This is a genomic window from Sediminicoccus sp. BL-A-41-H5, assembly GCF_050632405.1.
Classification (GTDB): domain Bacteria; phylum Pseudomonadota; class Alphaproteobacteria; order Acetobacterales; family Acetobacteraceae; genus Roseococcus.
The window spans coordinates 3,848,897-3,869,410 of record NZ_CP192601.1 but is presented as its reverse complement, the minus strand read 5'-3'; the positions used below and the strand labels follow the sequence as shown (position 1 = coordinate 3,869,410).

The 20,514-nt window shown below is 72.3% G+C and carries 20 protein-coding genes; 9 read left to right on the top strand and 11 right to left on the bottom strand.

What is annotated here, in order from left to right; all coding sequences use genetic code 11:
* Nucleotides 1-3 precede the first annotated feature (3 nt).
* The 4 genes from ACQ860_RS18910 to ACQ860_RS18895 all read right to left on the bottom strand — a co-directional run bounded on the left by ACQ860_RS18910 (nt 4) and on the right by ACQ860_RS18895 (nt 2,615).
* On the bottom strand, nt 4-393 hold the full coding sequence (locus ACQ860_RS18910; RefSeq protein WP_431304885.1) for a RidA family protein: 390 nt from the start codon (nt 391-393) through the stop codon (nt 4-6).
* Nucleotides 390-1,016: a hypothetical protein gene (locus ACQ860_RS18905; RefSeq protein WP_431304884.1), complete on the bottom strand. Its 627-nt coding sequence runs from the start codon at nt 1,014-1,016 to the stop codon at nt 390-392. The genes ACQ860_RS18910 and ACQ860_RS18905 overlap by 4 nt, the downstream gene beginning before the upstream one ends.
* Before the next feature lie 20 nt (nt 1,017-1,036).
* Nucleotides 1,037-1,984 carry an Hsp33 family molecular chaperone HslO gene (locus tag ACQ860_RS18900; protein ID WP_431304883.1) on the bottom strand — a complete coding sequence of 316 codons (948 nt, stop codon included), beginning with the start codon at nt 1,982-1,984 and terminating at the stop codon, nt 1,037-1,039.
* Nucleotides 1,985-2,114: 130 nt separating this feature from the next.
* Complete coding sequence (locus ACQ860_RS18895; RefSeq protein ID WP_431304882.1) at nt 2,115-2,615, bottom strand: MarR family winged helix-turn-helix transcriptional regulator; 501 nt, start codon at nt 2,613-2,615, stop codon at nt 2,115-2,117.
* A 95-nt stretch (nt 2,616-2,710) separates the two neighbouring features.
* Here ACQ860_RS18895 and ACQ860_RS18890 point away from each other — a divergent pair, with 95 nt between their 5' ends.
* From ACQ860_RS18890 to ACQ860_RS18875, 4 genes are read left to right on the top strand one after another with little or no spacing between them, the layout of a single operon-like run.
* Nucleotides 2,711-3,745, top strand: a complete 1,035-nt coding sequence (locus tag ACQ860_RS18890) for a 2,5-dihydroxypyridine 5,6-dioxygenase (RefSeq protein WP_431304881.1) — start codon at nt 2,711-2,713, stop codon at nt 3,743-3,745.
* Nucleotides 3,742-4,452, top strand: coding sequence for an alpha/beta fold hydrolase (locus ACQ860_RS18885; RefSeq protein ID WP_431304880.1), 711 nt, complete (start codon nt 3,742-3,744; stop codon nt 4,450-4,452). Before ACQ860_RS18890 ends, ACQ860_RS18885 begins: the two co-directional genes overlap by 4 nt.
* Nucleotides 4,453-4,466: 14 nt before the next feature.
* Complete coding sequence (locus tag ACQ860_RS18880; protein WP_431304879.1) at nt 4,467-5,729, top strand: acyl-CoA dehydrogenase family protein; 1,263 nt, start codon at nt 4,467-4,469, stop codon at nt 5,727-5,729.
* Entirely contained in the window at nt 5,729-7,063 is a 1,335-nt protein-coding gene (locus ACQ860_RS18875; protein ID WP_431304878.1) for a class I adenylate-forming enzyme family protein, read from the top strand. The genes ACQ860_RS18880 and ACQ860_RS18875 overlap by 1 nt, the downstream gene beginning before the upstream one ends.
* Here ACQ860_RS18875 and ACQ860_RS18870 read toward each other — a convergent pair.
* Nucleotides 7,047-7,979 carry a ketopantoate reductase family protein gene (locus tag ACQ860_RS18870; RefSeq protein ID WP_431304877.1) on the bottom strand — a complete coding sequence of 311 codons (933 nt, stop codon included), beginning with the start codon at nt 7,977-7,979 and terminating at the stop codon, nt 7,047-7,049. The two genes, ACQ860_RS18875 and ACQ860_RS18870, sit on opposite strands and share 17 nt — an antisense overlap.
* Nucleotides 7,980-8,041: 62 nt before the next feature.
* Here ACQ860_RS18870 and ACQ860_RS18865 point away from each other — a divergent pair, with 62 nt between their 5' ends.
* From ACQ860_RS18865 to ACQ860_RS18855, 3 genes are read left to right on the top strand one after another with little or no spacing between them, the layout of a single operon-like run.
* Complete coding sequence (locus ACQ860_RS18865; protein WP_431304876.1) at nt 8,042-9,664, top strand: efflux RND transporter periplasmic adaptor subunit; 1,623 nt, start codon at nt 8,042-8,044, stop codon at nt 9,662-9,664.
* Nucleotides 9,661-10,386, top strand: a complete 726-nt coding sequence (locus ACQ860_RS18860; protein WP_431304875.1) for an ABC transporter ATP-binding protein — start codon at nt 9,661-9,663, stop codon at nt 10,384-10,386. Before ACQ860_RS18865 ends, ACQ860_RS18860 begins: the two co-directional genes overlap by 4 nt.
* The gene (locus tag ACQ860_RS18855; RefSeq protein WP_431304874.1) at nt 10,383-11,699 is read left to right on the top strand and encodes an ABC transporter permease; all 1,317 of its coding nucleotides are present in this window, start codon (nt 10,383-10,385) and stop codon (nt 11,697-11,699) included. Before ACQ860_RS18860 ends, ACQ860_RS18855 begins: the two co-directional genes overlap by 4 nt.
* Here ACQ860_RS18855 and ACQ860_RS18850 read toward each other — a convergent pair whose 3' ends face one another.
* Entirely contained in the window at nt 11,700-12,176 is a 477-nt protein-coding gene (locus tag ACQ860_RS18850) for a DUF1203 domain-containing protein (RefSeq protein ID WP_431304873.1), read from the bottom strand.
* Nucleotides 12,177-12,294: 118 nt separating this feature from the next.
* Here ACQ860_RS18850 and ACQ860_RS18845 point away from each other — a divergent pair, with 118 nt between their 5' ends.
* Nucleotides 12,295-13,080, top strand: a complete 786-nt coding sequence (locus tag ACQ860_RS18845) for a cyclase family protein (RefSeq protein WP_431304872.1) — start codon at nt 12,295-12,297, stop codon at nt 13,078-13,080.
* A 91-nt stretch (nt 13,081-13,171) separates the two neighbouring features.
* On the opposite strand, the gene ACQ860_RS18840 is transcribed toward ACQ860_RS18845, so the two are convergent.
* The 4 genes from ACQ860_RS18840 to ACQ860_RS18825 all read right to left on the bottom strand — a co-directional run bounded on the left by ACQ860_RS18840 (nt 13,172) and on the right by ACQ860_RS18825 (nt 15,856).
* Nucleotides 13,172-13,951, bottom strand: a complete 780-nt coding sequence (locus ACQ860_RS18840) for a DUF4394 domain-containing protein (protein ID WP_431304871.1) — start codon at nt 13,949-13,951, stop codon at nt 13,172-13,174.
* A gap of 98 nt (nt 13,952-14,049) precedes the next feature.
* Complete coding sequence (locus ACQ860_RS18835; protein ID WP_431304870.1) at nt 14,050-14,712, bottom strand: anti-sigma factor; 663 nt, start codon at nt 14,710-14,712, stop codon at nt 14,050-14,052.
* A complete protein-coding gene (locus ACQ860_RS18830) occupies nt 14,709-15,239 on the bottom strand; it encodes a sigma-70 family RNA polymerase sigma factor (RefSeq protein ID WP_431304869.1) in 531 nt (176 codons plus the stop codon). Before ACQ860_RS18830 ends, ACQ860_RS18835 begins: the two co-directional genes overlap by 4 nt.
* On the bottom strand, nt 15,236-15,856 hold the full coding sequence (locus ACQ860_RS18825; protein WP_431304868.1) for a hypothetical protein: 621 nt from the start codon (nt 15,854-15,856) through the stop codon (nt 15,236-15,238). Before ACQ860_RS18825 ends, ACQ860_RS18830 begins: the two co-directional genes overlap by 4 nt.
* 36 nt (nt 15,857-15,892) lie before the next feature.
* Here ACQ860_RS18825 and ACQ860_RS18820 point away from each other — a divergent pair, with 36 nt between their 5' ends.
* Nucleotides 15,893-16,723 carry an aldo/keto reductase gene (locus ACQ860_RS18820; protein WP_431304867.1) on the top strand — a complete coding sequence of 277 codons (831 nt, stop codon included), beginning with the start codon at nt 15,893-15,895 and terminating at the stop codon, nt 16,721-16,723.
* A gap of 6 nt (nt 16,724-16,729) precedes the next feature.
* Here ACQ860_RS18820 and ACQ860_RS18815 read toward each other — a convergent pair whose 3' ends face one another.
* Entirely contained in the window at nt 16,730-20,473 is a 3,744-nt protein-coding gene (locus tag ACQ860_RS18815; protein ID WP_431304866.1) for a cellulose synthase subunit BcsC-related outer membrane protein, read from the bottom strand.
* Nucleotides 20,474-20,514: the final 41 nt, after the last annotated feature.

Here is a 20,514-nt window from a genome sequence, read left to right as displayed (position 1 = left end):
CTTTCAGGCGCTGGCGAAGGCTTCCGCCTCCACCTCGACGACGAAGCGGGGATGGGCGAGCGCGGCCACGATCAGCAGCGTGCTGGTCGGCGCATGTCCTTCCATCGCGGCATCACGGGCCTTGCGCCAGGGCGCGATCAGCGCCGTGTCTGTCAGGAAGACGGTGAGCTTCACGATGTGAGCCGGGCCCATGCCATGCGCCGCGAGCAGCGTGCGGAGATTGGCGAGCGCGAGGGCGATCTGCGCCTCGCCATCCTCGGGGATGGTCCCGTCGGGGGCGATGCCCACCTGACCCGAGAGCACCAGGCGCCGGCCCGGCCCCTCGACCAGCGCCGCATGCGAGTAGCGCGAGGCGGGCGGCGCGACGCCATCCGGGTTGGAGAAGGTGATCATGTGCGGGGCAGCTCCTCACGGGCGACGGGCGCGGGCGGGGCCGCGGCGGCATTGTCCACCAGATAGGGACGCAGCGCGCGGCGAATCTGGAACTCGAACTCGGTGTTCAGCTCGAACATGGTCTGGCGCAGCAGGCTCTCGGCCCCGGCGCGGCGCGCGGCCGCCGTGCTCTCGATGCTGCGCGACCGCTCCGCCGACGCCTCGGCGAAGCCCAGGCGCCGGTCATTCTCGCCCAGGATGTCCACACGCGCGGTGAGCTGGCAGAGCAGGCGCTCGCCCGGGTCGCTTGAGAAGACGCCGCCGCCGCCCTGGTTGCGGGTGCGGATGATCTGCGCGCGGGTCACGCTGAAGCGCGCGTGATGCTCGGTGCCGAAGGCGGCCAGCCGGTCCTGCCCCATGATGCGCACCGCCTGGGCCGGCGTGGGGTTCATGTCCCGGCCGGCATCGTTCGGGCCCGGCGCCGGCATGCGGTCCTCGATGTCGATGCGCGCGACATCGAGGCGGATCTGCGTCAGGTGGCGATAGGTGATGGGCGGCCCGTCCTCACGCGGCGCCGGCGGCGTCGAGGCGCAGGCCGCGAGCGTCGCGGGCAGCAGGATCAGGGCGCGCCGAGGATGCGGCATGGCGGAACCTCCCGGGGGTCTCAGGCCTCTTTCCCGCGAATCGCCTCGCGGTCGAAGCGGAAGCCATAGTTGCAGAATTCGCAGGTCATGGTGATGACGCCGGCTTCGGCCATGTGGTCGAGGTCGGGCACGGGGAAGCCCTCCAGCACCTGCGCGAGGCGCGAGCGCGAGCAGCGGCAGCCATAGGCCAGCGCGCGGGCCTGGCCGAGCTCCAGCCCCTCCAGCGAAAACAGGCGGTGCAGCAGCGTCTCGGGCGGCAGGGCGTCATCCAGCAATTCGGCATCGGTCAGCGTGCCGGCCAGCACGATCGCGGTGCGCCAGGCCTCCTCCTGCGCCTCCGCGTCCAGCGGCTCGGCCGTGCCGCCCTCGGTCGCGATGCGCTCCATGATGAAGGCGCTCGCCCGCCAGCCCTGTTCGGTGCGGGCGCAGGCGAGGCGCACATGGCTGCGCAGCTGCTCGGAACTGGCGAAGTAGTTGCCCGTCATCTCGGCGAGGTCCGCGCCCTCGATGCCGACGATGCCCTGGTAGCGCTCCATCTCCTCGCCCTGGTCGCAGGTGAAGGCGAGGTAGCCGCGGCCCAGCAGCGCGCGCGCCGAGACATTCTTGCCGTAATGCGCGACGCGCTCGGCATCGGCGCGGGCATAGCCGCGCAATTCGCCCTGGTCGGTGCAGTCGGCCAGCAGCATGGAGACGGGGCCATCGCTCTTGGCCTGCAACGAGAAGCTGCCGCGATACTTGAGCGCGGCGGCGAGGCCGGCCGTCAGCGCCATCGCCTCGCCGAGGAGGCGCGTGACCGCATCGGGCGTGGCGTGGCGCGACAGCAGCGCATCGGCGAGCGGCCCGAGGCGTACCAGCCGGCCGCGCACCGGCTTGTTGTCGAGGTGGAAGGGCATGACGCCGCGCGGGACCACGAGGTCGGGCACGGGCGGGCGGTCATGGTCGAGGAAATCGGGGGTCGGCTGGGTCACAGTCTGGAATTAGACCAGACCGGGGCCGCTTGCGAGGCTCACCCCGTCACCAGCACCAGGATTTGCACAAGCGCCGAGACGACGAGCAGGATCAGGACGATCCCGCCCAGCCGGTCCGGCGAGGGCAGCCTCACGCCGCCATCGCGCTGCGCCGCACCTTGGGCGGCTTGGTCATCATGGCGCGCAGCAATTGCTTGAGCTGCATGCGGTCAATGGCCGGGAAGCGGGCCAGCACCTCGGCCTCGTGCGCCTTGGCGGCGACCAGCAGGCTCTTCACCATCTGCTCGCCCCGCGGCAGCATCTGGATGCGGACGACGCGGCGGTCGCGCGCATCGGGCATGCGCTTGACGATGCCGTCGCGCACCATGCGGTCCAGCAGCTTGGTCATGGTGGGCTGCTGCAGCAGGCAGGCCTCGGCCAGGCCCGTCACCGTCTCGCCCGGGCTGCCGGAGAGCGTCGCCAGGACGCGCCAGACCGGCACGGAGACGCCCTCCTTTCGCAATTTCGTGTGAAATTCCGAGGAGATGGCGTGTGAAGCACGCGCCATCAGATAGAGCAGATAGTCGTCAACGAAACGTTCCGTCCCAGGCGCGTCCATGTCTTCCTCGGGGTCATACAGTTTCCGAAACATGTCATCCCGTTTCGCGGGCATGCAATTACGGGGAAATACGGATGCCTGACATATGAAAATTCATGTGTTACCCTCTCCCAAAATGGGAGACCCGGATGTTCCTTCCGACCCTCGAACCCGCCTGGATCTCAGCCTTTGAGGCCGTGTTCCGCCGCTGCAAGCTCGCCCCGGGCGATCTCGCCTGCCTGCTCACCGAGAGCCGTTCCCGGCCGCTGAACATCGCGCTGGCCGAGGCCGCGCTGGCACGAATCGGTGCCCGATTCATCCGGATATCTCTCCCGACCCCGCCTCAGACCGCGCCGGTCCCGATCCGATCCACCGGCGCTTCGCGCGCCATCGCGGGCCATCCCGCGGCGCTGGCCGCCCTTGCCGCCTGCCCCTTCATCGTGGACCTGACCGTCGAAGGGCTGCTGCATGCCCCCGAGCTCAAGCAGATCCTGGGCGCGGGCAGCCGTGTGCTCATGGTCAGCAACGAGCACCCGGACGCCCTCGAACGCCTGGTGCCACAGGATGCGGACGAGGCCCAGGCCAAGGCGGCGGTGAAGCGCACCCGGGCGGCGAAGCGCATGCATGTCACCTCCGCCGCCGGCACGGACCTGCAGGTGAACATGGAGGGCGCGCCCAGCGTGGGCGTCTGGGGCTGGACCGACCGGCCGGGCACCATTGCCCATTGGCCGGGCGGCATCCTCGTCGCCTTCCCGCGCGCGGGCTCGGTCGAGGGGCGGCTCGTGCTCGATGCGGGCGACGTGAACCTCACCTTCAAGCGCTACATCGAGCGCCCGGTCACGCTGACCATCGAGGACGACCACATCACCCGCATCGAGGGCAAGGGCGCCGATGCGGAGATGATGCGCCGCTACCTCGAAGCCTGGGGCGACCGGGCGGCCTATGCGGTGAGCCATGTCGGCTGGGGCCTGAACCGCGCCGCGCGCTACGAGGCGCTCACCTTCTACGACCGGGAGGACACGAACGGCACCGAGCTGCGCGCCGTGGCCGGCAATTTCCTGTTCAGCACGGGCGCCAATGAATTCGCCGGCCGCTTCACCGAGGGGCATTTCGACATCCCTGTCTTCAACACCACCATCTCGCTCGATGGCGAGGATGTGGTGCGCGAAGGCGTGCTGCTGTGACGCCGGCCCTTCTGCTGCATGGCATCGGCGGCCGCGCCTCCCTCTGGGCGCCGACGGTCGCGGCCCTCGCGCCCCGCCCGGTCATCGCCATGGACATGCCGGGCTATGACGGCACGCGCCCGGCGTTGACGCGCTTCCCGGAACTGGCCGATGCGGCGGCGGCGCTGCTGGACGGGCCCACCGATGTGGTGGGCCATTCGCTGGGCGGCATGATCGCCCTCGAACTCGCGCTCCGGCATCCCAGCCGCGTACGGCGGCTCGTCATCGTGGCGAGCTCACCCGCCTTCGGCAGCCGCGACCCCGCCTTCCGCGAGGCCTTCCTCGCCGCGCGGCAGAAGCCGCTGGATGAGGGCCTTGGCATGGCGGGCGTGGCGGCGGCGCTGGTGCCGACCATGCTGGGCCCCGCGGCGGATCCCAGCGCGGCGCCCGCCGCCATCGCCGCCATGGCCAGCGTGGACGAGGCCGCCTATCGGATCACGCTCGCCACGCTGACCGGCTTCGACCGCCGCGCCGATCTGCCGCAGGTGACGCAGCCCGCCCTGCTCATCGCCGGCGAGGCCGACCAGACCGCGCCACCCCGCGGCATGGCCCGGATGGCCGAGGCGATGCCCGATGCCCGCTTCACCGTGATCCCCGGCGCCGGCCACCTCCTGCCGCTGGAGGCGCCCGACGCCTTCCATGCGGCGCTCCTCGATTTCCTGCGCTGAGAAGGGAAGCCCCCATGGACATGCCGCTGCCCGTGACCGCCGATGCGCCGATCTTCGATCCGCGCGGCTTCCGCCTCTCGCCCTTCGAGGCGGAGCTCACCACCCGCGCCCGCGAATTCGGCGCGCGCGTCCTGGCGCCGCGCGCCGCCCGCTGGGACCGCGAGGCGCGCTTCCCCACCGACAATTACGACGACATGCGCCGCGACGGCTGGCTCGGCATCTGCATCCCCACCGAGGATGGCGGGATGGGCGCCGATTTCCGCGCCTATTGCCTGGCCGCCGCCGAATTCGGCCGCTATTGCGGCGCGACGGCGCTCACCTGGAACATGCATGTCTGCAGCACGCTCTGGACCGGCCTGCTGACCGACGATCTGCAGATGGATGAGGCGACGCGCGCCCTGCATCACGCCCGCCGGAAGCTGCATTACGCGCACATCCTGGAGCGCGGCGCGGTCTTCTCGCAGCCCTTCTCGGAGGGCGGAGCCGCGGCCGCCGGCACCGTCGCTTTCGGCACCACGGCCACGCCGGTCGAGGGCGGCTTCCGCATCAACGGCAAGAAGATCTTCGCCTCCCTCTCCGGCCATGCGGATTGCTACGGCATCCTCTGCACCGAGATGCATGGCGAGGAAAAGCTCTCCCGCCGCGACACGCTCTACCTCGCCATCCCGAAGGACGCGCCGGGTGTTTCCGTCGAGGGCGAATGGGACCCCTTGGGCATGCGCGGCACGGTCAGCCGCAACCTCATCTTCAAGGATGTCTTCGTGCCCGAAAGCGCGGCTCTCATGCCGCCCGGCCTCTACTTCCAGGCCGCCTCCCGCTGGCCGCACATGTTCATGACCCTCACCCCCACCTATATGGGCCTCGCCCAGGCCGCCTATGACTTCACCGTGCGCTACCTGCGCGGCGAGCAGCCCGGCACGCCACCCGTGAAGCGGCGCATGTATCCGACGAAGCAGATCGCCGTTGCCGAGATGCGCATCATGCTGGAACAGACGAAGGCGCTCTGGTTCCAGGCGATCAGCGAAGCCGGGCCCGACCCCTCGAAGGAGCAGATGCTGCGCGCGCTGGCCGCGCAGAACACGGTGATGGAGAATGCCAATGCGCTCGCCGCCAAGGCCGTCCGCACCTGCGGCGGCCAGGCCATGCTGAAGACCCTGCCGCTGGAGCGCATCTACCGCGACAGCCGCTGCGGCAGCCTCATGCTGCCCTGGACGGCCGAGCTCTGCGTGGACCGCATCGGCCGCGAAGCGCTCTACGAGAAGGGCGAGACGGATTGATGGAGGGCTTCGACCTCCAGGCCCTCACGCCGCTCATCGAGGCCGAGGCGGCGCTGCTGCGCGGCGAGGGCATCCGGGCGGGCGACCGCATCGGCTGGATCGGCCTCAATGATCCCGGCATGCTCGCCTGCCTCTTTGCCTGCGAGCGCATCGGCGCGGTTCTGGTGCCGCTGAACTGGCGCCTCGCCGCCGAGGAGCTGCAATGGATCGCGGGCGATGCCGGCCTCGCCTTGCTGCGCGAGGGCCCGGCATCGGGCGCGGTCACCCCGCATGCCATGCCCTCGGCCACGCCCTGCGACGCGCTGCTGATCGGCTATACCTCCGGCACCACGGGCCGGCCCAAGGGCGCGATGCTGAGCCGCGCGGCACTCCATGCCAATACCGAGAACGCGCGCCGCATCTTCGACCTGGCGCCGACCGATCATGTGCTGACGGTGCTGCCGCTTTTCCATGTGGGCGGCCTCAACATCCAGACCGTGCCGGCCCTGCTGGCCGGCGCGCGCGTGACGGTTTTGCCGAAATTCGATCCCGACGCCTTCTTCGACGCGGTGGAGCGCCTGCGCCCCACCCTGACGCTGCTGGTACCCGCGGTGATGACGGCGCTGATCCGCCACCCGCGATGGGCCGCGGCCGACCTCTCCTCGCTGCGCGCCATCGGCGCCGGCTCCTCCGAGGTGCCGCTCGCGCTCATCGAGGCCTTTCACGCGCGCGGCATCCCGGTCCAGCAGGTCTATGGCATGACGGAGACGAGCCCCATCGCCATCGCGCAGACGCGCGAGGAGGCATGGGCCGCGCCCGGCTCCATCGGCCGCGCCGCGCCGCTCTGCGACGCCCGGATCATGCTGGGCGATGGGACGGAGGCCCCGCACGGCACGCCGGGCGAGATCGAGATCCGCGGCGCCAACGTCATGGCCGGCTATTGGGCGCGCCCGGACGCCACGGATGAGGCGCTGCATGAGGGCTGGTTCCGCACCGGCGATGTCGGAATCCAGGACGCGGCCGGCCGCTTCTGGTTCACCGATCGCCTGAAGCGCGTGATCATCTCGGGCGGCGAGAACATCTATCCGGCCGAGCTGGAGCGCGTGCTGGCCGAGGTTCCCGGCCTCACCGAATACGCCATCATCGGCCGGCCCGATCCGCGCTGGGGTGAGGTGCCCGTCGCCGTCATCGTGGCGGAGCCCGGCTTCAACGAGGCCGCCATCGCGGCGCGCTTCGAGGCGACGCTGGCGCGCTTCAAACACCCGCGCGCCATCCTGCGCGTGCCGGCCCTGCCGCGCACCGCGCTCGGCAAGGTGCAGGTCGAGGCGCTGCGCGCGCTTACGGCAGGCGGTTAGCCGCGCGCCTCTGCTCATAGGCGCGGGCGTTCAGCGCCGCCGCGTCATGGATCGCGGTCTCGATGCCGGCGCGCTTCGCGGCCTCGGCCATGAAGCCCAGGATGTGTTCGCCCTCGATGCGGTTCCCCGCCTCGATGTCGCGCAGCATCGAAGTGGCGTAGGCGCTGCCCGCCTCGCTGAACAGCGCGCGGTATTCTGCCATGAAGGCGTCGGGCATCGGGTGGCCATGATGGGCGGCGATGGCCGCGTTGCGCGCCAGGATCTCCCGCAGCCAGGCCGCACCGCCACCGCGGACGATCTCACCCACATTCGCGCGCATCAGCACCGTGCCCACCGCGCTGGTGCCGAGATGCACCAGCTTCTCCCACATCCGCTGGGCGATGTTCGGCACCGCCTTCGCCTCCATGCCGCGCGCTTGCGCGAAGGCCGCTTCCAGCGCCGTCACGCGTTCGCTCAGGCCCCCCGCGACCTCGCCGAAAGTGAGCCAGCGCCAATCGTTCAACTGCTTCACCACGCCATCCGGCGTCAGCGTCGCCTGGATCTTGCAAAGGCCGCCCAGCACGCGTTCAGCGCCGAAGCGCGCCTGCAGCGTCTCGACATGGGAGAGGCCGTTCAGCACGGGCAGGATGGCCGTGCGCGCATCCATGGCGGGCGCGATGCTGGCCATCGCATCCTCCAGGTCGTAGGCCTTGCAGGTGAGCAGGATCACATCCCAGCCCGGCTGCAGCGCATCGGCCGTCACCGTCTTCACGGGCAGCCGCGCATCGCCGAAGGGGCTTTCGATCACCAGGCCCCGCTCGGCCAGCTGCGCCGCGCGGCGCGGGCGCACCAGGAACGTCACATCGCCGCCCGCCTCGGCCAGGCGTCCGCCGAAATAGCCGCCCAGCGCCCCAGCCCCCAGCACCAGAACCCGCATGCGACAATCCTTTCCAATCCCGACATAACCGCGTTACACCCGGGCCTTAGCTTCGAGAAGACATGCTTCGCAAACTCGCCCTTCTTGTCTCGGTCGGCGCGCTGCTCGGCGCGGGTTACCTCTATGGCCAGCCGGCCATGGCGGCATTCGGGCTGAGCTGGCCGGGCACGACACAGGCCAGCGGGCCGCGCCTCAGGCTCGCCAGCGTGGATCGCGGACCCATCACCGCCGTCGTCTCCGCCACCGGGACCGTGAACCCGCTGGTGACGGTCATCGTCGGCAGTCAGCTCTCCGGCCTGATCCGCGAGCTGCCGGGCGATTTCAACCAGCGCGTGACCACCGGCCAGGTGCTGGCGCGACTCGACACGCAGCAGCTCGAAGCCACCCGCGCCGCGGCGGCGGCCGATGCGCTTTCCGCCCAGGCCGCCGTCGCCGTCGCCCGGGCCCAGGCCGAGCGCGCGCAGGCCGATGCCGAGCAGGCCCGCGCCGCGGTGGAGGCCGCGCGCGGCGAGGCCGGCCGCGCGGAGGCACAGCTGCGCGACGCGGAGTTCGAGGCGCGCCGGACGGAGGAATTGCGCCGCACCGCCGTGGGCACCACGCGCGACGCCGCGCGCGCCGGCTTCACCGCCGATGGCGCGCGCGCCAATGTCGCGATCCAGCAGGCGCAGATCCTCCGCGCCGAGGCCAACCTGATCTCGGCCGAGGCCGCCGCGCGCACCGCCCTCGCCCAGGTCGAGGCGGCGATGGCGACGGCGGAGCAGCGCGCGGCGCAGCTGCGCCAGGTGGAGGTCAATCTCGGCTTCGCCACCATCCGCAGCCCCATTGATGGCGTCATCGTCTCGCGCAGCGTGGATCTGGGACAGACCGTCGCCGCCTCGCTGCAATCGCCGACCCTCTTCACCATCGCCGCCAACCTGAACGAGATGGAAGTCTGGGCGACGGTGGATGAGAGCGACATCGGCCGCATCCGTCCGGGGCAGAACGTCGCCTTCACGGTGGCCGCGCATCCGAGCGTGAACCTGCGCGGCACGGTGAAGGACATCCGTCTCAGCCCCACCACGGTGAACAACGTGGTCACCTACACCGTCGTCGTCAGCGCCGCGAACACCGAGGGCCGCATGCTGCCCGGCATGACGGCGACGCTGCGCATCATCACCGATGAGCGGACCGACGCGCTGCGCGTGCCCAACGCCGCGCTGCGCTGGCGCCCGCCGGGCCAGGGCGCCGCGCCAGGCCAGGCCACCACACCCGCGAACCCGATGGAAGCGGCCCTGCGCGAGATGACGGACCTCACCCCCGCCCAGCGCCAGGAGGTGGAGGCCGCGGGCCGTGAGATGCGCGAGCGCATGGCCGCCCTGCCCGCCGAGCCCGAGGCGCGGCGCCAGCAGGCCCAGGCCGCCCGGCAGCGCCTGCAATCCCGCCTGAACGCCGTGCTCACGCCCGAGCAGCGCGCCCGCCTCGCCGCCGCGCGTGGGACGCGCCAGGCCGGCGGCGCCGCCGGCACCGTCTACGTCGTGGAGAGCGACGGCGCGCCCCGCGCCATCTCGATCCGCACCGGCCTCACCGACGGCAACGTCACCGAGGTGCTGAGCGGCGACCTCCAGCCCGACATGCAGGTCGTCATCGGCACCGAGCGCGCCGGCGCCGCCCCCGCCCGCGCCCCCACCGCCAGGCCGCTGTTTTGAGCGCGCTGATCGAGACGCGGGACCTCACGCGCCACTATCCGTCGGGCGAAGGCGTGGTGGCGGCGCTGGAGGGGCTCGACCTCGAGATCGGGCCCGGCGAATTCGTCGCCGCGATGGGCCCCTCCGGCTCGGGCAAATCCACCTTCCTCAACCTGATCGGCTGCCTGGACCAGCCCACGCGCGGGCTTTACCGCCTGGCGGGCGAGGATGTGGCGTCCCTCCCGCCCGATCGCGTGGCGGCGCTGCGCGGCGAGCAGATCGGCTTCGTCTTCCAGAGCTTCAACCTGCTGCCGCGCTCGGACGCGCTCGCCAATGTCGAGATGCCGATGCTCTATCGCGGCCTTCCGCGCCGCATCCGGCGCGAGCGCGCGGCCATCGCGCTGGAGCGCGTGGGCCTCGGAAGCCGCATGCACCACACGCCCTCCCAGCTGTCGGGCGGGCAGCAGCAGCGCGTCGCCATCGCCCGCGCGCTGGTGAATGGCCCGGGCCTGCTGCTGGCGGACGAGCCGACCGGCGCGCTGGACAGCCGCACCGGGCTGGAGATCATGGCGCTGTTCCAGGCGCTGAACCGCGCGGGTGTGGCCATCCTCTGCGTGACGCATGATGCCGATGTGGCCGCCTTCGCCAGCCGCACGCTGCGCTTCCGCGACGGCCGCATGATCGAGGACAGCCGCTACCAGCCGGTGGATGCCGAGGCCATGCTGCGGCAGAAATTCCAATGAACGCGCCGCACCCCGCGCCCGAGCCCGCGGCACGCTCCGTCGCCCCCCTGCCGCCGCTGCCGCCTGGCCGCCGCGCCGGGCTTTCGATGGCCGAGGCGCTGCTGGCCGCGCTCGCCGCACTCGCCGCGAACAAGCTGCGCGCGGCGCTCACCGCGCTCGGCATCTTCATCGGGGTGGCCGCCGTCATCGTCACCGTGGCCGTGGGGGCCGGCGCGCGGCAGCAGGTGCTGGCGCAGATCCAGTCGCTCGGCGCCAACCTGCTCGTCGTCTGGGGCGCCAATGTGCGGCTGGGCGGCGTCTCCATGGGCGCCGGACAGCGACCCAATCTGAGCTGGGACGATGCGCAGGAGATCCCGCGCCAGATCGCCGCCGTGCAGGTCGCGGCCGGCACCATCCGCCAGCAGCAGCAGATCGTCGCCGGCAACCAGAACTGGTCCACCACCGTCGTCGCCACCGACCCCGACTATGTCGTGGCGCATGACTGGACCACGCAGGAAGGCCGCTTCTTCACGAATGAGGAGGCGATGTCCGGCCGCAAGGTCGTGCTGCTCGGCGCCACCGTCGCCGAAAACCTCTTTGGCGACGAAGACCCCGTGGGGCGCGAAGTCCGCATCCGCGCCACCCCCTTCGAGGTGATCGGCGTGCTCGGCCGCAAGGGCCAGAACCCGATGGGCCAGGACCAGGACGACGTGGTCATCATGCCCTACTGGACCGCGCGGCGCAGCGTGATGGGGGCGTCGCGCGCCTTCGCCCGCGCGGTGGCCACCATCAGCGTCAAGGTGCATGAGGGCGAGAGCATGAGCGACGTGGAGGAGGAACTGCGCCAGTTCTTCCGCCAGCGCCACCGCGTCGCGGCCAATGAGCCGGACACCGTCTCCATCCGCAACCTGAGCGAGATCGCCGCCACGCGCGATGCCTCGGCGCGCACCCTCTCGCTGCTGCTGGCCGCGGTCGCCGCCGTCTCGCTGCTGGTGGGCGGCATCGGTGTCATGAACATCATGCTGGTGAGCGTCACGGAGCGCACGCGCGAGATCGGCCTCAGGCTCGCCGTCGGCGCGCGGCGGCGGGACATCCTGCGGCAATTCCTGCTGGAGGCGGTGCTGCTGGCCCTTCTGGGCGGCGCGGTGGGCGTGCTGGTGGGCATCGGCCTCGCGCATACGCTGGCGGGAGTCGCGGGCTGGCCGGTCCTGATCCAGTGGGATGCGGTGGCGCTGGCCGTCACCGTCTCGGCGCTGACCGGCCTCTTCTTCGGCTACTACCCGGCGCGGCGCGCGGCGAGCCTCGACCCCATCACCGCACTCCGGCACGAATGATCAGGGCAGCTTTTCCACCCGCGTGAGCCAGCAGCCCGGCCGCGCCGTGTGGATGTTCACATAGGCGACGCGCGGATCCGCCAGCCGCTCGCGCAGAGGGCCTTCCACCGCATCGCCGGCGCCGACCATGCCGAGGTCGTAGAGGCACATCCCCGCCGCGTCGTAATGCCGGAGCGAGACGATCATGTTCGCCGTCACCGTCTCCGGCAGCGCATCCTCCGCCACCGCCGCCTCGCAGTCGCGCGCATGGAGGAATACCGGCGAGGGCGTCCAGTAGGGGCCCTGCGGCAGCGGCAGATCCCAGCTCACCAGCAGCATCTCCTCACCCGGCTTGCCCAGCTTCAGGCAATGGCGGCAGGGAAAGCCCGGCCCATCCACGATGCGTGAATGGGCGGGCCCGCCGCGGTCATCCACGCGCGTGGCGCGGAAGCGTTGGGCGGAGGGGGTGTCCATGGGGACGCAGCGGAAATGGGTCATGCCCTGGCTTTAGCCGGTGGGCCGGCTCCAAGCCTTCCGGTCGTTGCGTTGGCACGCGTGGGGCCGATAGGCTCGCGCATCACCGCCCGGAGGAGTTCCCATGTGCGATGCATGCGTCATGCAACGGATCGGCGCGCGGCTGGGGCGCCGCGGCATCCTCGCCGCCATGGCGCTGGCAGCCGCGGCACCCGCCGCCAATGCCCTGGCACAGCAACCCGCCCGCGCCAGCCGCGTGGTCGAGATGACGCATGTCCTCGCCCCCGATTTCCCCACCTTCGGCGGCGACCCCGCGATCCAGGTGGAGCGCGTGATGAACATCGCGCGCGACGGCTACAACCTGAACCGCATCACCCATGGCGAGCATGTCGGCACACATTTCGACGCGCCGCTGCATTTCTCGGCGCAAGGCGCGGATGCCGCCGCCCTTCCCGCCGCCTCGCTGGTCTGCCCGCTGGTGGTGCTGGATGTGCGCGCAAAGGCCGCCGCCCATGCCGACTACGCCGCGACACCCGAGGATGTGGCGGCGCATGAGCGCGCCCATGGCCGCATCCCCGCTGGCGCCTGCGTGGCGCTGAATTCCGGCTGGGCCGCGCATGTGGCGACGCCCCGCTTCCGCAACGCGCAGCCGGGCGGCGCCCTCGCCTTCCCCGGCTTCCGGCCCGATGTCGCGCCCCTGCTGCTGGAGCGGGGAGTGGCGGGTGTGGCGGTGGACAGCCTCTCGCTCGACCATGGCGGCTCGCGCGATTTCGCCTTCCATGTCGCCTGGCTCGGCGCCGGGCGCTGGGGCATCGAATGCGTGGCGGGCCTCGCTGAATTGCCGCCGACCGGCGCCACCCTGGTGGGCGGGCTGCCGCGCATCGCAGGTGGCACGGGCGGCCCGGCGCGCGTGCTCGCGCTGCTGTGAAGCGGCAGCCGCCGCCCCGCTGGGGAGGGGCGGCGGCGCCTTCTTCCGCACCCGGGAAAAGGGGGTGGGGTGCGGCAGCCGGATCAGGTGCTCAGCGCAGCACCGCGATGTCGATCACTTCCATCACCGGCAGGCCGGTGACGGCGCCGCGCGGCGACACCGCGCCATCGGCCAGGTTCAGCGTGTGCAGCGTGCCGCCCGCCAGCAGGAAGGCCGTGTTGCTCGTCCCCTCCGTCAGGATGTCGAAGGCCACGCCCGTGGGCAGCGGCGTCGAGAGCGGCGCGCGCGGCGCCTGCACGCCGTCATTGGGTGGCGCCTGCACGTTCAGCGCGTTCTGCAGCGTGTCCAGCGTGTAGAGCGTCGTCGCCGTCGCCCCGGCCACGCTGTTGATATAGGCGCCGGCCACGATGCGCGGCGTGGTGCCGGAGAGCGGCCCCTCCGCATGCTTCAGCGTGCCGTCCCGCGCCACCTCGCCCGTCTCGACATTCACGCGGAAATTGGTGCCGTTCATGCCCATCAGCCGCAGCCGGTCCGGCACCGGATTGAAATCCGCCACCGCGCGCCCCCCGAAATCGAAGGGCATGTCGAGGCGGCTCACCGGCGTCGCGCGGCCCGTGGCCGGATCGAGCGTCACGATCTGCCCGCGTTCCGTCACGCCGTAGAGGCGGCCATTGGCGGGGCGCTGGTCAATGGCGATGACGCGCCCATCCGTGCCGGTGATGCGCCGCGCGGGCTCGGCGCGCCGCGTCTCACTGTCCATCCGCACCAGCATGTTGTCGGCGGTGAGGCCCACCAGCGTCGTCGCCTGCGCGCCGCCGGCGGCGATGAGGGCGGCGCCGGCCAGCAGCGCGGTGCGAAGGGGTTTCGTCATGGTCTTGGCTCCGTATCGGGGCAAGGCGCCATCGCCTTGCTGGTTCCGTTACGGGCCGGCGGTGCGGCCAGATGCAGCGCCGCCGGCAAAAATTCCGATCAGGAGGACCGCGCCGCAGCCAGGCGCCCGATGAAGAGGATCGGCCCCGTCGGCCGCCCGGTGGGCGAGCCGCCCGGCGGTTCCAGCGTGATCTCGATCAGCATGCCCGGCTCCGGTCGGATGCCGCGCGGTGTCACGCTGAGCCGCCCGCTCTCCGGCACGAGTCCGAGCGAGGTCGGCGCCGTCGCCCCCTGCGGCAGGGCCCAGAGCTGCATGACGCGCCCCGCCTCCACGCCACGCGGATTGACGGCGGCGAGGCGGATCTCCCCGCGCTCCGCCTCGACCAGGAAGGCGGACTGGTCCTGGCTCGTCAGCAGCACGGTCATCAGCGGCGCAGGCGCGGGCGGGCGCAGGATGATGAAGGCCGCGAGCCCCGCCGCGACGGCACTGGCGCCGATGCCGAAGGCGGGCCAGGCGAAGCGCCAGCGGCGCGAGGGGGCCGTGCCGTCCAGCGTCGCCTCGATCCGCGCCCAGAGGCCGGGCGGCGGCGCTTCGGGCACGGCCAGCCCTTGCAGGGGCGCCAGCCGCCGCTCCCAATCCGCGACCAGCGCGGCGAAACCGGCATCGCGTTCCATCAGCGCACGGGCGGCGTCCACCTCATGCGCCTCCAGCGTGCCGAGCACATACTCGGCGGCGAATTCCTCGCGGGCCTCGGGGCTCATGCCAGGCACTCCCTGAGCGCCAGCAACCCGCGCCGGATCCAGGCCTTCACCGTGCCGAGCGGCAGTTCCAGCCGCGCGGCCACCTGCGGATGCGAAAGCCCATGCACGAAGGCCAGCACGATGCCCTGGCGATTCTTCTCCGGCAGCTGCGCCAGGCAGTCGCGCAGCCGCGCCGTGTCCTCGACACTGGCCAGCGTGTCGAGCTGCGCGGCCTCCACCGGCGTGTCTCCCAGGGCCGCGTCATCGGTGGGAATCTCGCGTCCGCGCCGGCGCGCGATGTCGAGCGCCGCGTGGCGGATCACGGCGCCGAGCCAGGCCTCCGCCACGCCGCGCGCGGGGTCGAATTGCGAGGCGTTGCGCGCGATCTTCACGAAGCCGTCATGCAGCGCATCCGCCGCCGCGTCCCGGTCCCGCAGGACGGCCATGGCCACGCCGAAGAGCCGCACCGACTGCGCCTGATACAGCGCCTGCAAGGCGGCACGTTCGCCACGCGCGATGCGATCCAGGAGCGCGGCGGCCTCGCTCATCGGATCAGCTGCTGCAACCGTCCCAGCATGCCACCCAGATCAAGGCCCGGATCGGCCGGCGCGGCCGCGCTGCCCTGGGGCTGGCGGCGGCGGAGCTGTTCGATGGCCCTTGCGGTGTCGGCGAGGCGCAGCTCCGTGGGCTCGGTCGCGGCATTGGTGTTGCTGCCCATCCCCGCCATGCGCACCAGCGCGCGCTCGGCCGTGGTCAGTTCCTGCGCGGCCCGGGCGGCGTCGGCGCTGCGCGGCGCGCAGATCAGGCTCCGCCCTTCCAGGCTGCAAGGCATCTCCATCATCGCATTGCTGCCGAAGCGCAGCTGCGCCGAACCGGCCACCGCCAGCAGCCCGCGCGAGACGCTGTCCAGCGAAAGGTCCCGCGCCGTCACCGCCGGCACCGCCCGGCCACCGCGGTCCAGGATCTCGAAACCGAGGCCCACGCCGACCGCGGGCCGTTCCACCCAGTCGCGATGGCGCAGGATGCAGGCAGTGCGGTCGGTCATGCGGTCCGTCACGCAGGAGAGCTGCCAGGGGCCGATCGCCTCGGGCGCGGGCTGCGCCGGGGCGGGCTGCGCGGCGGCGGCCAGCGGGGCCAGCAGGAGGGCGATGGCAAGGCGGATCATGGGGGCTAACCTGTGCGATGGATGAAGGAGGACGGCATGCGAAGCATCACCCTGCCCGATGGCAGCAGCGTGGCGGCGTTGGGCCAGGGCACCTGGCATATGGGGGAGCGCGCCCAGAACCGGAAGGCCGAGGTCACGGCCTTGCGCGCGGGGCTCGACCTCGGCCTCACCCTCATCGACACGGCCGAGATGTATGGCGAGGGCGGCGCCGAGGAGGTGGTGGGCGAGGCCATCGCCGGCCGGCGGTCCGAGGTCTTCCTCGTCTCCAAGGTCTATCCGCACAACGCCTCCCGCCGCGCCCTGCCCCAGGCCTGCGAGCGGAGCCTGAAGCGGCTCGGCGTGGATTGCATCGACCTCTACCTTCTGCATTGGCGCGGCTCCGTGCCTCTGGAGGATACGGTGGAGGCGATGGAACGGATGCGCGCCAGCGGAAAGATCGCGCGCTGGGGTGTCTCCAATCTCGACGTGGACGATCTGGAGGAGCTGGGCCCGGCGCTGGCCGATTGCGCGACGGACCAGGTGCTGCTGAACCTGGAGCATCGCGGCCCGGAATATGACCTGCTGCCCTTCTGCGCCGCACGCGGCATGCCGGTCATGGCCTATTCGCCGGTGGGCCAGGGGGGCGCGCTGCTGCGCCATCCGGGGCTCGTCGCCGTCGCCCGCGCGCGAGGCGCCACGCCCGCGCAGGTGGCGCTGGCCTGGACGCTGTCACGGCCGGGCGTGATCAGCATCCCCAAGGCGACCTCGCTCGCGCATGTGAAGGAGAACGCGGCGGCGCGGGACATCACGCTGACGGCCGAGGAGCATGCGGCGCTGGATGCCGCCTTCCCGCCGCCGCGCCGCAAGCGGTCGCTCGCGATGCTGTGATCCCGCTCAGAAGCGCGATTGCAGCCGGATGAAGACCCGCGTCTCGTCCCAGTCGGCCGCCTTGTCGTAGCGGAAGCCCGCGCCGAGGTTGACGCGCGGCGTGATGGCATAGTCGAGGTCGGCGCGCACGCCGCCGACGAAATTCTGCTGGTTCTGCGCGGGGAAGACCGTCAGCAGCGGCGCCGCGCCGCCGATCGTCGCCGCGCGCTGCACGAGTTGCGCCTGCAGGGCCGCATTGTTGGCGAAGACCGGCGTCGCCTCCTGCCGGAAGACGGCGTAGCCGGCGGTCGCCCCCAGCCGATAGCTGAAATCACCGGAGCGGCCGCGGTAATCCACCGGCACGTTGAAGGCCGTATAGGCCTGCGGGCTGAAATAGCCGCCGCTGCCATAGGTGAAGTGGCTCTGGTTCCGGTCATAGGCGAAATAGACGAGGTCGCTGCCGATGCTGAGCTCGCCATTCGGCCCCTGGATGACCGGGTAGGAAAAGCCGGCGCCGGCCTCGATGCGGTTGTTGGAGGCGACGTTCTGCCCCTCGAACACCGAATAGCCGCCGCCCGCATAGACATAGCCGGGCCCGAGCGGCAGCTCGAGCTGCCCGCGCCCACCGGTGCGGATCACATTGCCCCAGTTGCGCCCCGTGAAGGGATCGCGCTGGCCCACCCAGGAGAGCATGCTGTCCTCGACCGAGCGCCGCTCGCCGGTCAGCCGCACGCGCGCCACGCCGATCTGCGGCGCGATCTCGAGACCGCCCAGCATGGTGGATGTCGGGAAGCCGATGGGCGAGGAGCCGATATCGAAGCGGAAGGAATCGCCGCGCCGATAGGTCATGCCCAGCGCGACACCCGCCGCCGTGGTGCGCGAATTGATCAGCTGGTTGGCGAGCGCGCCGGTGCCGAAGCGCCGCTGCGTGTTGGTGTCGCTGCCCAGGCTGCCGGAATCGAGCGAGACGGCGGTGACATTGGCGGTCACGCGCCCGCCGATGACGGGCGGCGTGAACTCCGCCTCCACCGGGGCACGCAGGTCGAGCAGGCGGTCGATGCCGGAGCTGCCGGAGCGCTGCCGCAGCGTGCCGGCGAGGCTGGCGCGCGGCGCCGTGCGGTCCTCCAGCTCGGCCATCTGCTGGTTGATCTCGCGCGTCAGCCGGTCGCTCGGCTGGGGCGCGGCGCCGGGGATGGCGGGCAGCGGCACGGCCGCACCCGGGCGGAGGAAGGGGTTGGGCTGGCCCGGCGTGCCCTGGCCCTGCGCGACGGCGGTGGGCATGCCGGCGGAGGTGCCGAGCTCGGCCCGGCGCTGCGCGGCAGCGATCTCCAGCGCGCGGCGGGCGCGATCCTCCTGGTTGAAGGCGATGGCGACGCGCGCCTCCAGCAGGCTCATCCGGCTTTCGCGCGGGAAGATCTCCTGCCCCTCGGCCAGCAGCGCCTCGGCCCGCGCGCGCTGCCGCAGCGCGATGGCGGCGTCGATCGCGCCCTGGCGCGCATCGAAATTGCGCGGGTTGCGGGCCAGCATGGCTTCAGCGATGCGCTGCGCCTCGCGCGGGTCGCGCGCGCCCTGGTAGAGGCGGGCGAGGGCGAGGTTGGCCTCGGTGTTCTCCGGGTCGCGCTCCAGCGTCGGCCGCAGGCGCTCGAAGGCCTGGGCCTGGTTGCCCTCGGCGTTCAGGCGGTCGGAGGCGCGGACCGCGATGCCCGCGCGCAGCGATGCGATGTCGCGCCGCTGCTCGCCCGTCAGGTTCGGCAGGGCGTCAACCTGGTCCGCGAGGGCGGCGGCCTCGCCATCCAGGCCCGCGCCGAGCAGCGCGCCCGCGATGGCAAGCCGCGCCTGGGTGCCCGCATTGCGGTTCGCCGCCTCGCCCACGCGGGCGGCCTCGGCGGCGCCGAAGCGGTCATTGGCGTCGCCGAAGGCACGGATCACGGCGGCAGCGGTGGCCCCCGTCGGGTCGGGCCGGGCGGCGATGGTGAGCAGCTGCACGCGCGCATCGGCGGTGCTGCGGCCCAGCCCCTGCGCCGCGCGCTGCACATCCCGCTGCGTGCGGATGCGCGCCTGCAGCCGCGCCATGTCGGCGTTGCGCGATGCGGGCGGGATGCGGTTCAGGTAGTTCTCGGCATCGGCGATGCGCCCGCCCTCATCGGCGAAGAGTGCGGCGGCGTAGAAGCTGTCCGGCCGCGGGTCGCGGATGACCAGCTCCTCCAGCACGGCGCGGGCGGGGACGAGCTGCCCCTGGCGGCGCAGCGCGCGCGCGAGGTCGAGGGTGATCCAGGGGTCATTGGGCGCCTGGCTCAGCGCCTGGCGCAGCAGCGCCTCGGCCACGAAGGGGTCGGTCGTGCGCGCCGCATCCGCCCGCAACTGGTTGGCCATCGGGTTGCCGGCGACGGCACCGCGCTCGCCCGGGCGGGGCTGGGCATCGGCGATGCGCGGCAACTCGGAAAGCCGGCCCTGCGCGCGTAGCGCCTGGGCCAGGCCCTCGCGCGCCGGCGCGAAGCCGGGGCGGCGGGCGAGTGCGGTGCGGAAGCGCTGCTCGGCCGCCGGCGCATCGCCGCGCCGCAGCGCGATCTGGCCCAGGATCACCTCGATGTCGGTGCGGTCCTCCACCTGCCGGCGGGCGGCGCTGCGGGCGATGGTGTCGGCCGCGTCCAGGTCGTTGCGGCGCAAGGCCGCGCGCGCCTCGGCCAGTTCCAGGCCATAGGACGCGCCATCCAGCGCGCCCTGCCATTGCGCGGCGCGGGCAGGGTCGGCCGCCACGGCGCGCTCCAGCAATTCCCGCGCCTCGGTCGGGCGGTTTTCGCGCAGGCGGACGATGCCCAGGCCGCCCAGCGCGTCCGCGTCGCGCGGATTGGCGGCGAGTGCGGCCTCGAATTGCCGGGCACTGTCGCGCAGGGCGGCGGCGCCGCCCGCCTCCAGCCGCTCGAAGCCCTCCTGCCGGGCGGTGGCGCCGGGGTCGGGGCGCGGGGCGGCGGCGAGTGCGGCCTGCTGCGCCTGGCGCAGCTCCGCGTCATTCGGAAAGCGCTGCAGATAGGCCTGGATCAGCGGCGCATAGGCGGGGTCGGACGCGCTCCAGGTGAGCGCCTGGCGCCAGGCGCGCCGCGCCTCCTCGCCCACCTCGGGGTCGTTCGCCAAAGCGCTCAGGCGGCGGATGCCCTCCTGGCGCGTGGCCGGCTGGAAGGTCTGGGTCTGCGCGAAGCTGAGGCGCGCGCGCGGCGTGGCCGTCGGGCTCTCGGCAAGGCGCGCCAGGCCACGCCGCCCCTCATCGCCGCCCGACTGCGTGCCGGCGAGGACGGAGAAATATTCCTGCTGGAAGGCGGGCGGCGGGGTGCCGCCACCAAAGGCCTGGCGGTAGCGCGCGGCCGCCTCCTCGCTGCGCCCCTCACGGGCGAGGCGCCGCGCCTCCTCGATCGCGTTGCGGTCCACGCTCGCCTCGCGCAGCGCGCCCTCGGCCACGCTGCGCTGTTCCTCCGTGCCGCCCGCCTCGCGCAGGCGGGTGGCGAGGCCGGCCGCGCCCGCGCGATTGCCGCGCGCCGCCTCGATGCGGGCGGCGACGGCCAGCGCCTGGGTGTTGCGCGGATCAGCGGCGAGCGCGCGTTCGATGGAGGAGGCGGCGAGGTCGAGCCGATCCATGCCGAGCCAGCGCTCGGCCTGGCGCACCAGGATGTCCACCGGGCTCGCGGTCGCCATGGAGGAGAAGGATGCCGGCGTCGCCTGCGGCTGCGCGGCGGCAGCCACAGGGAGCAGCGCCGCCCCCCCGAGCAGCCAGGCCACAGACCCACAACGCATGCTTCAAGTCCCCCAGAGGATAGAAT

Bases quoted from the DNA above. Each gene is read 5' to 3' on its own strand.
- ACQ860_RS18880 (WP_431304879.1), top strand. From the start codon at position 4,467: ATGGACATGCCGCTGCCCGTGACCGCCGATGCGCCGATCTTCGATCCG.
- ACQ860_RS18870 (WP_431304877.1), bottom strand. From the start codon at position 7,979: ATGCGGGTTCTGGTGCTGGGGGCTGGGGCGCTGGGCGGCTATTTCGGC.
- ACQ860_RS18850 (WP_431304873.1), bottom strand. From the start codon at position 12,176: ATGACCCATTTCCGCTGCGTCCCCATGGACACCCCCTCCGCCCAACGC.
- ACQ860_RS18905 (WP_431304884.1), bottom strand. From the start codon at position 1,016: ATGCCGCATCCTCGGCGCGCCCTGATCCTGCTGCCCGCGACGCTCGCG.
- ACQ860_RS18820 (WP_431304867.1), top strand. From the start codon at position 15,893: ATGCGAAGCATCACCCTGCCCGATGGCAGCAGCGTGGCGGCGTTGGGC.
- ACQ860_RS18825 (WP_431304868.1), bottom strand. From the start codon at position 15,856: ATGATCCGCCTTGCCATCGCCCTCCTGCTGGCCCCGCTGGCCGCCGCC.
- ACQ860_RS18835 (WP_431304870.1), bottom strand. From the start codon at position 14,712: ATGAGCCCCGAGGCCCGCGAGGAATTCGCCGCCGAGTATGTGCTCGGC.
- ACQ860_RS18855 (WP_431304874.1), top strand. From the start codon at position 10,383: ATGAACGCGCCGCACCCCGCGCCCGAGCCCGCGGCACGCTCCGTCGCC.
- ACQ860_RS18875 (WP_431304878.1), top strand. From the start codon at position 5,729: ATGGAGGGCTTCGACCTCCAGGCCCTCACGCCGCTCATCGAGGCCGAG.
- ACQ860_RS18895 (WP_431304882.1), bottom strand. From the start codon at position 2,615: ATGTTTCGGAAACTGTATGACCCCGAGGAAGACATGGACGCGCCTGGG.
- ACQ860_RS18910 (WP_431304885.1), bottom strand. From the start codon at position 393: ATGATCACCTTCTCCAACCCGGATGGCGTCGCGCCGCCCGCCTCGCGC.
- ACQ860_RS18845 (WP_431304872.1), top strand. From the start codon at position 12,295: ATGCAACGGATCGGCGCGCGGCTGGGGCGCCGCGGCATCCTCGCCGCC.
- ACQ860_RS18865 (WP_431304876.1), top strand. From the start codon at position 8,042: ATGCTTCGCAAACTCGCCCTTCTTGTCTCGGTCGGCGCGCTGCTCGGC.
- ACQ860_RS18830 (WP_431304869.1), bottom strand. From the start codon at position 15,239: ATGAGCGAGGCCGCCGCGCTCCTGGATCGCATCGCGCGTGGCGAACGT.
- ACQ860_RS18890 (WP_431304881.1), top strand. From the start codon at position 2,711: ATGTTCCTTCCGACCCTCGAACCCGCCTGGATCTCAGCCTTTGAGGCC.
- ACQ860_RS18840 (WP_431304871.1), bottom strand. From the start codon at position 13,951: ATGACGAAACCCCTTCGCACCGCGCTGCTGGCCGGCGCCGCCCTCATC.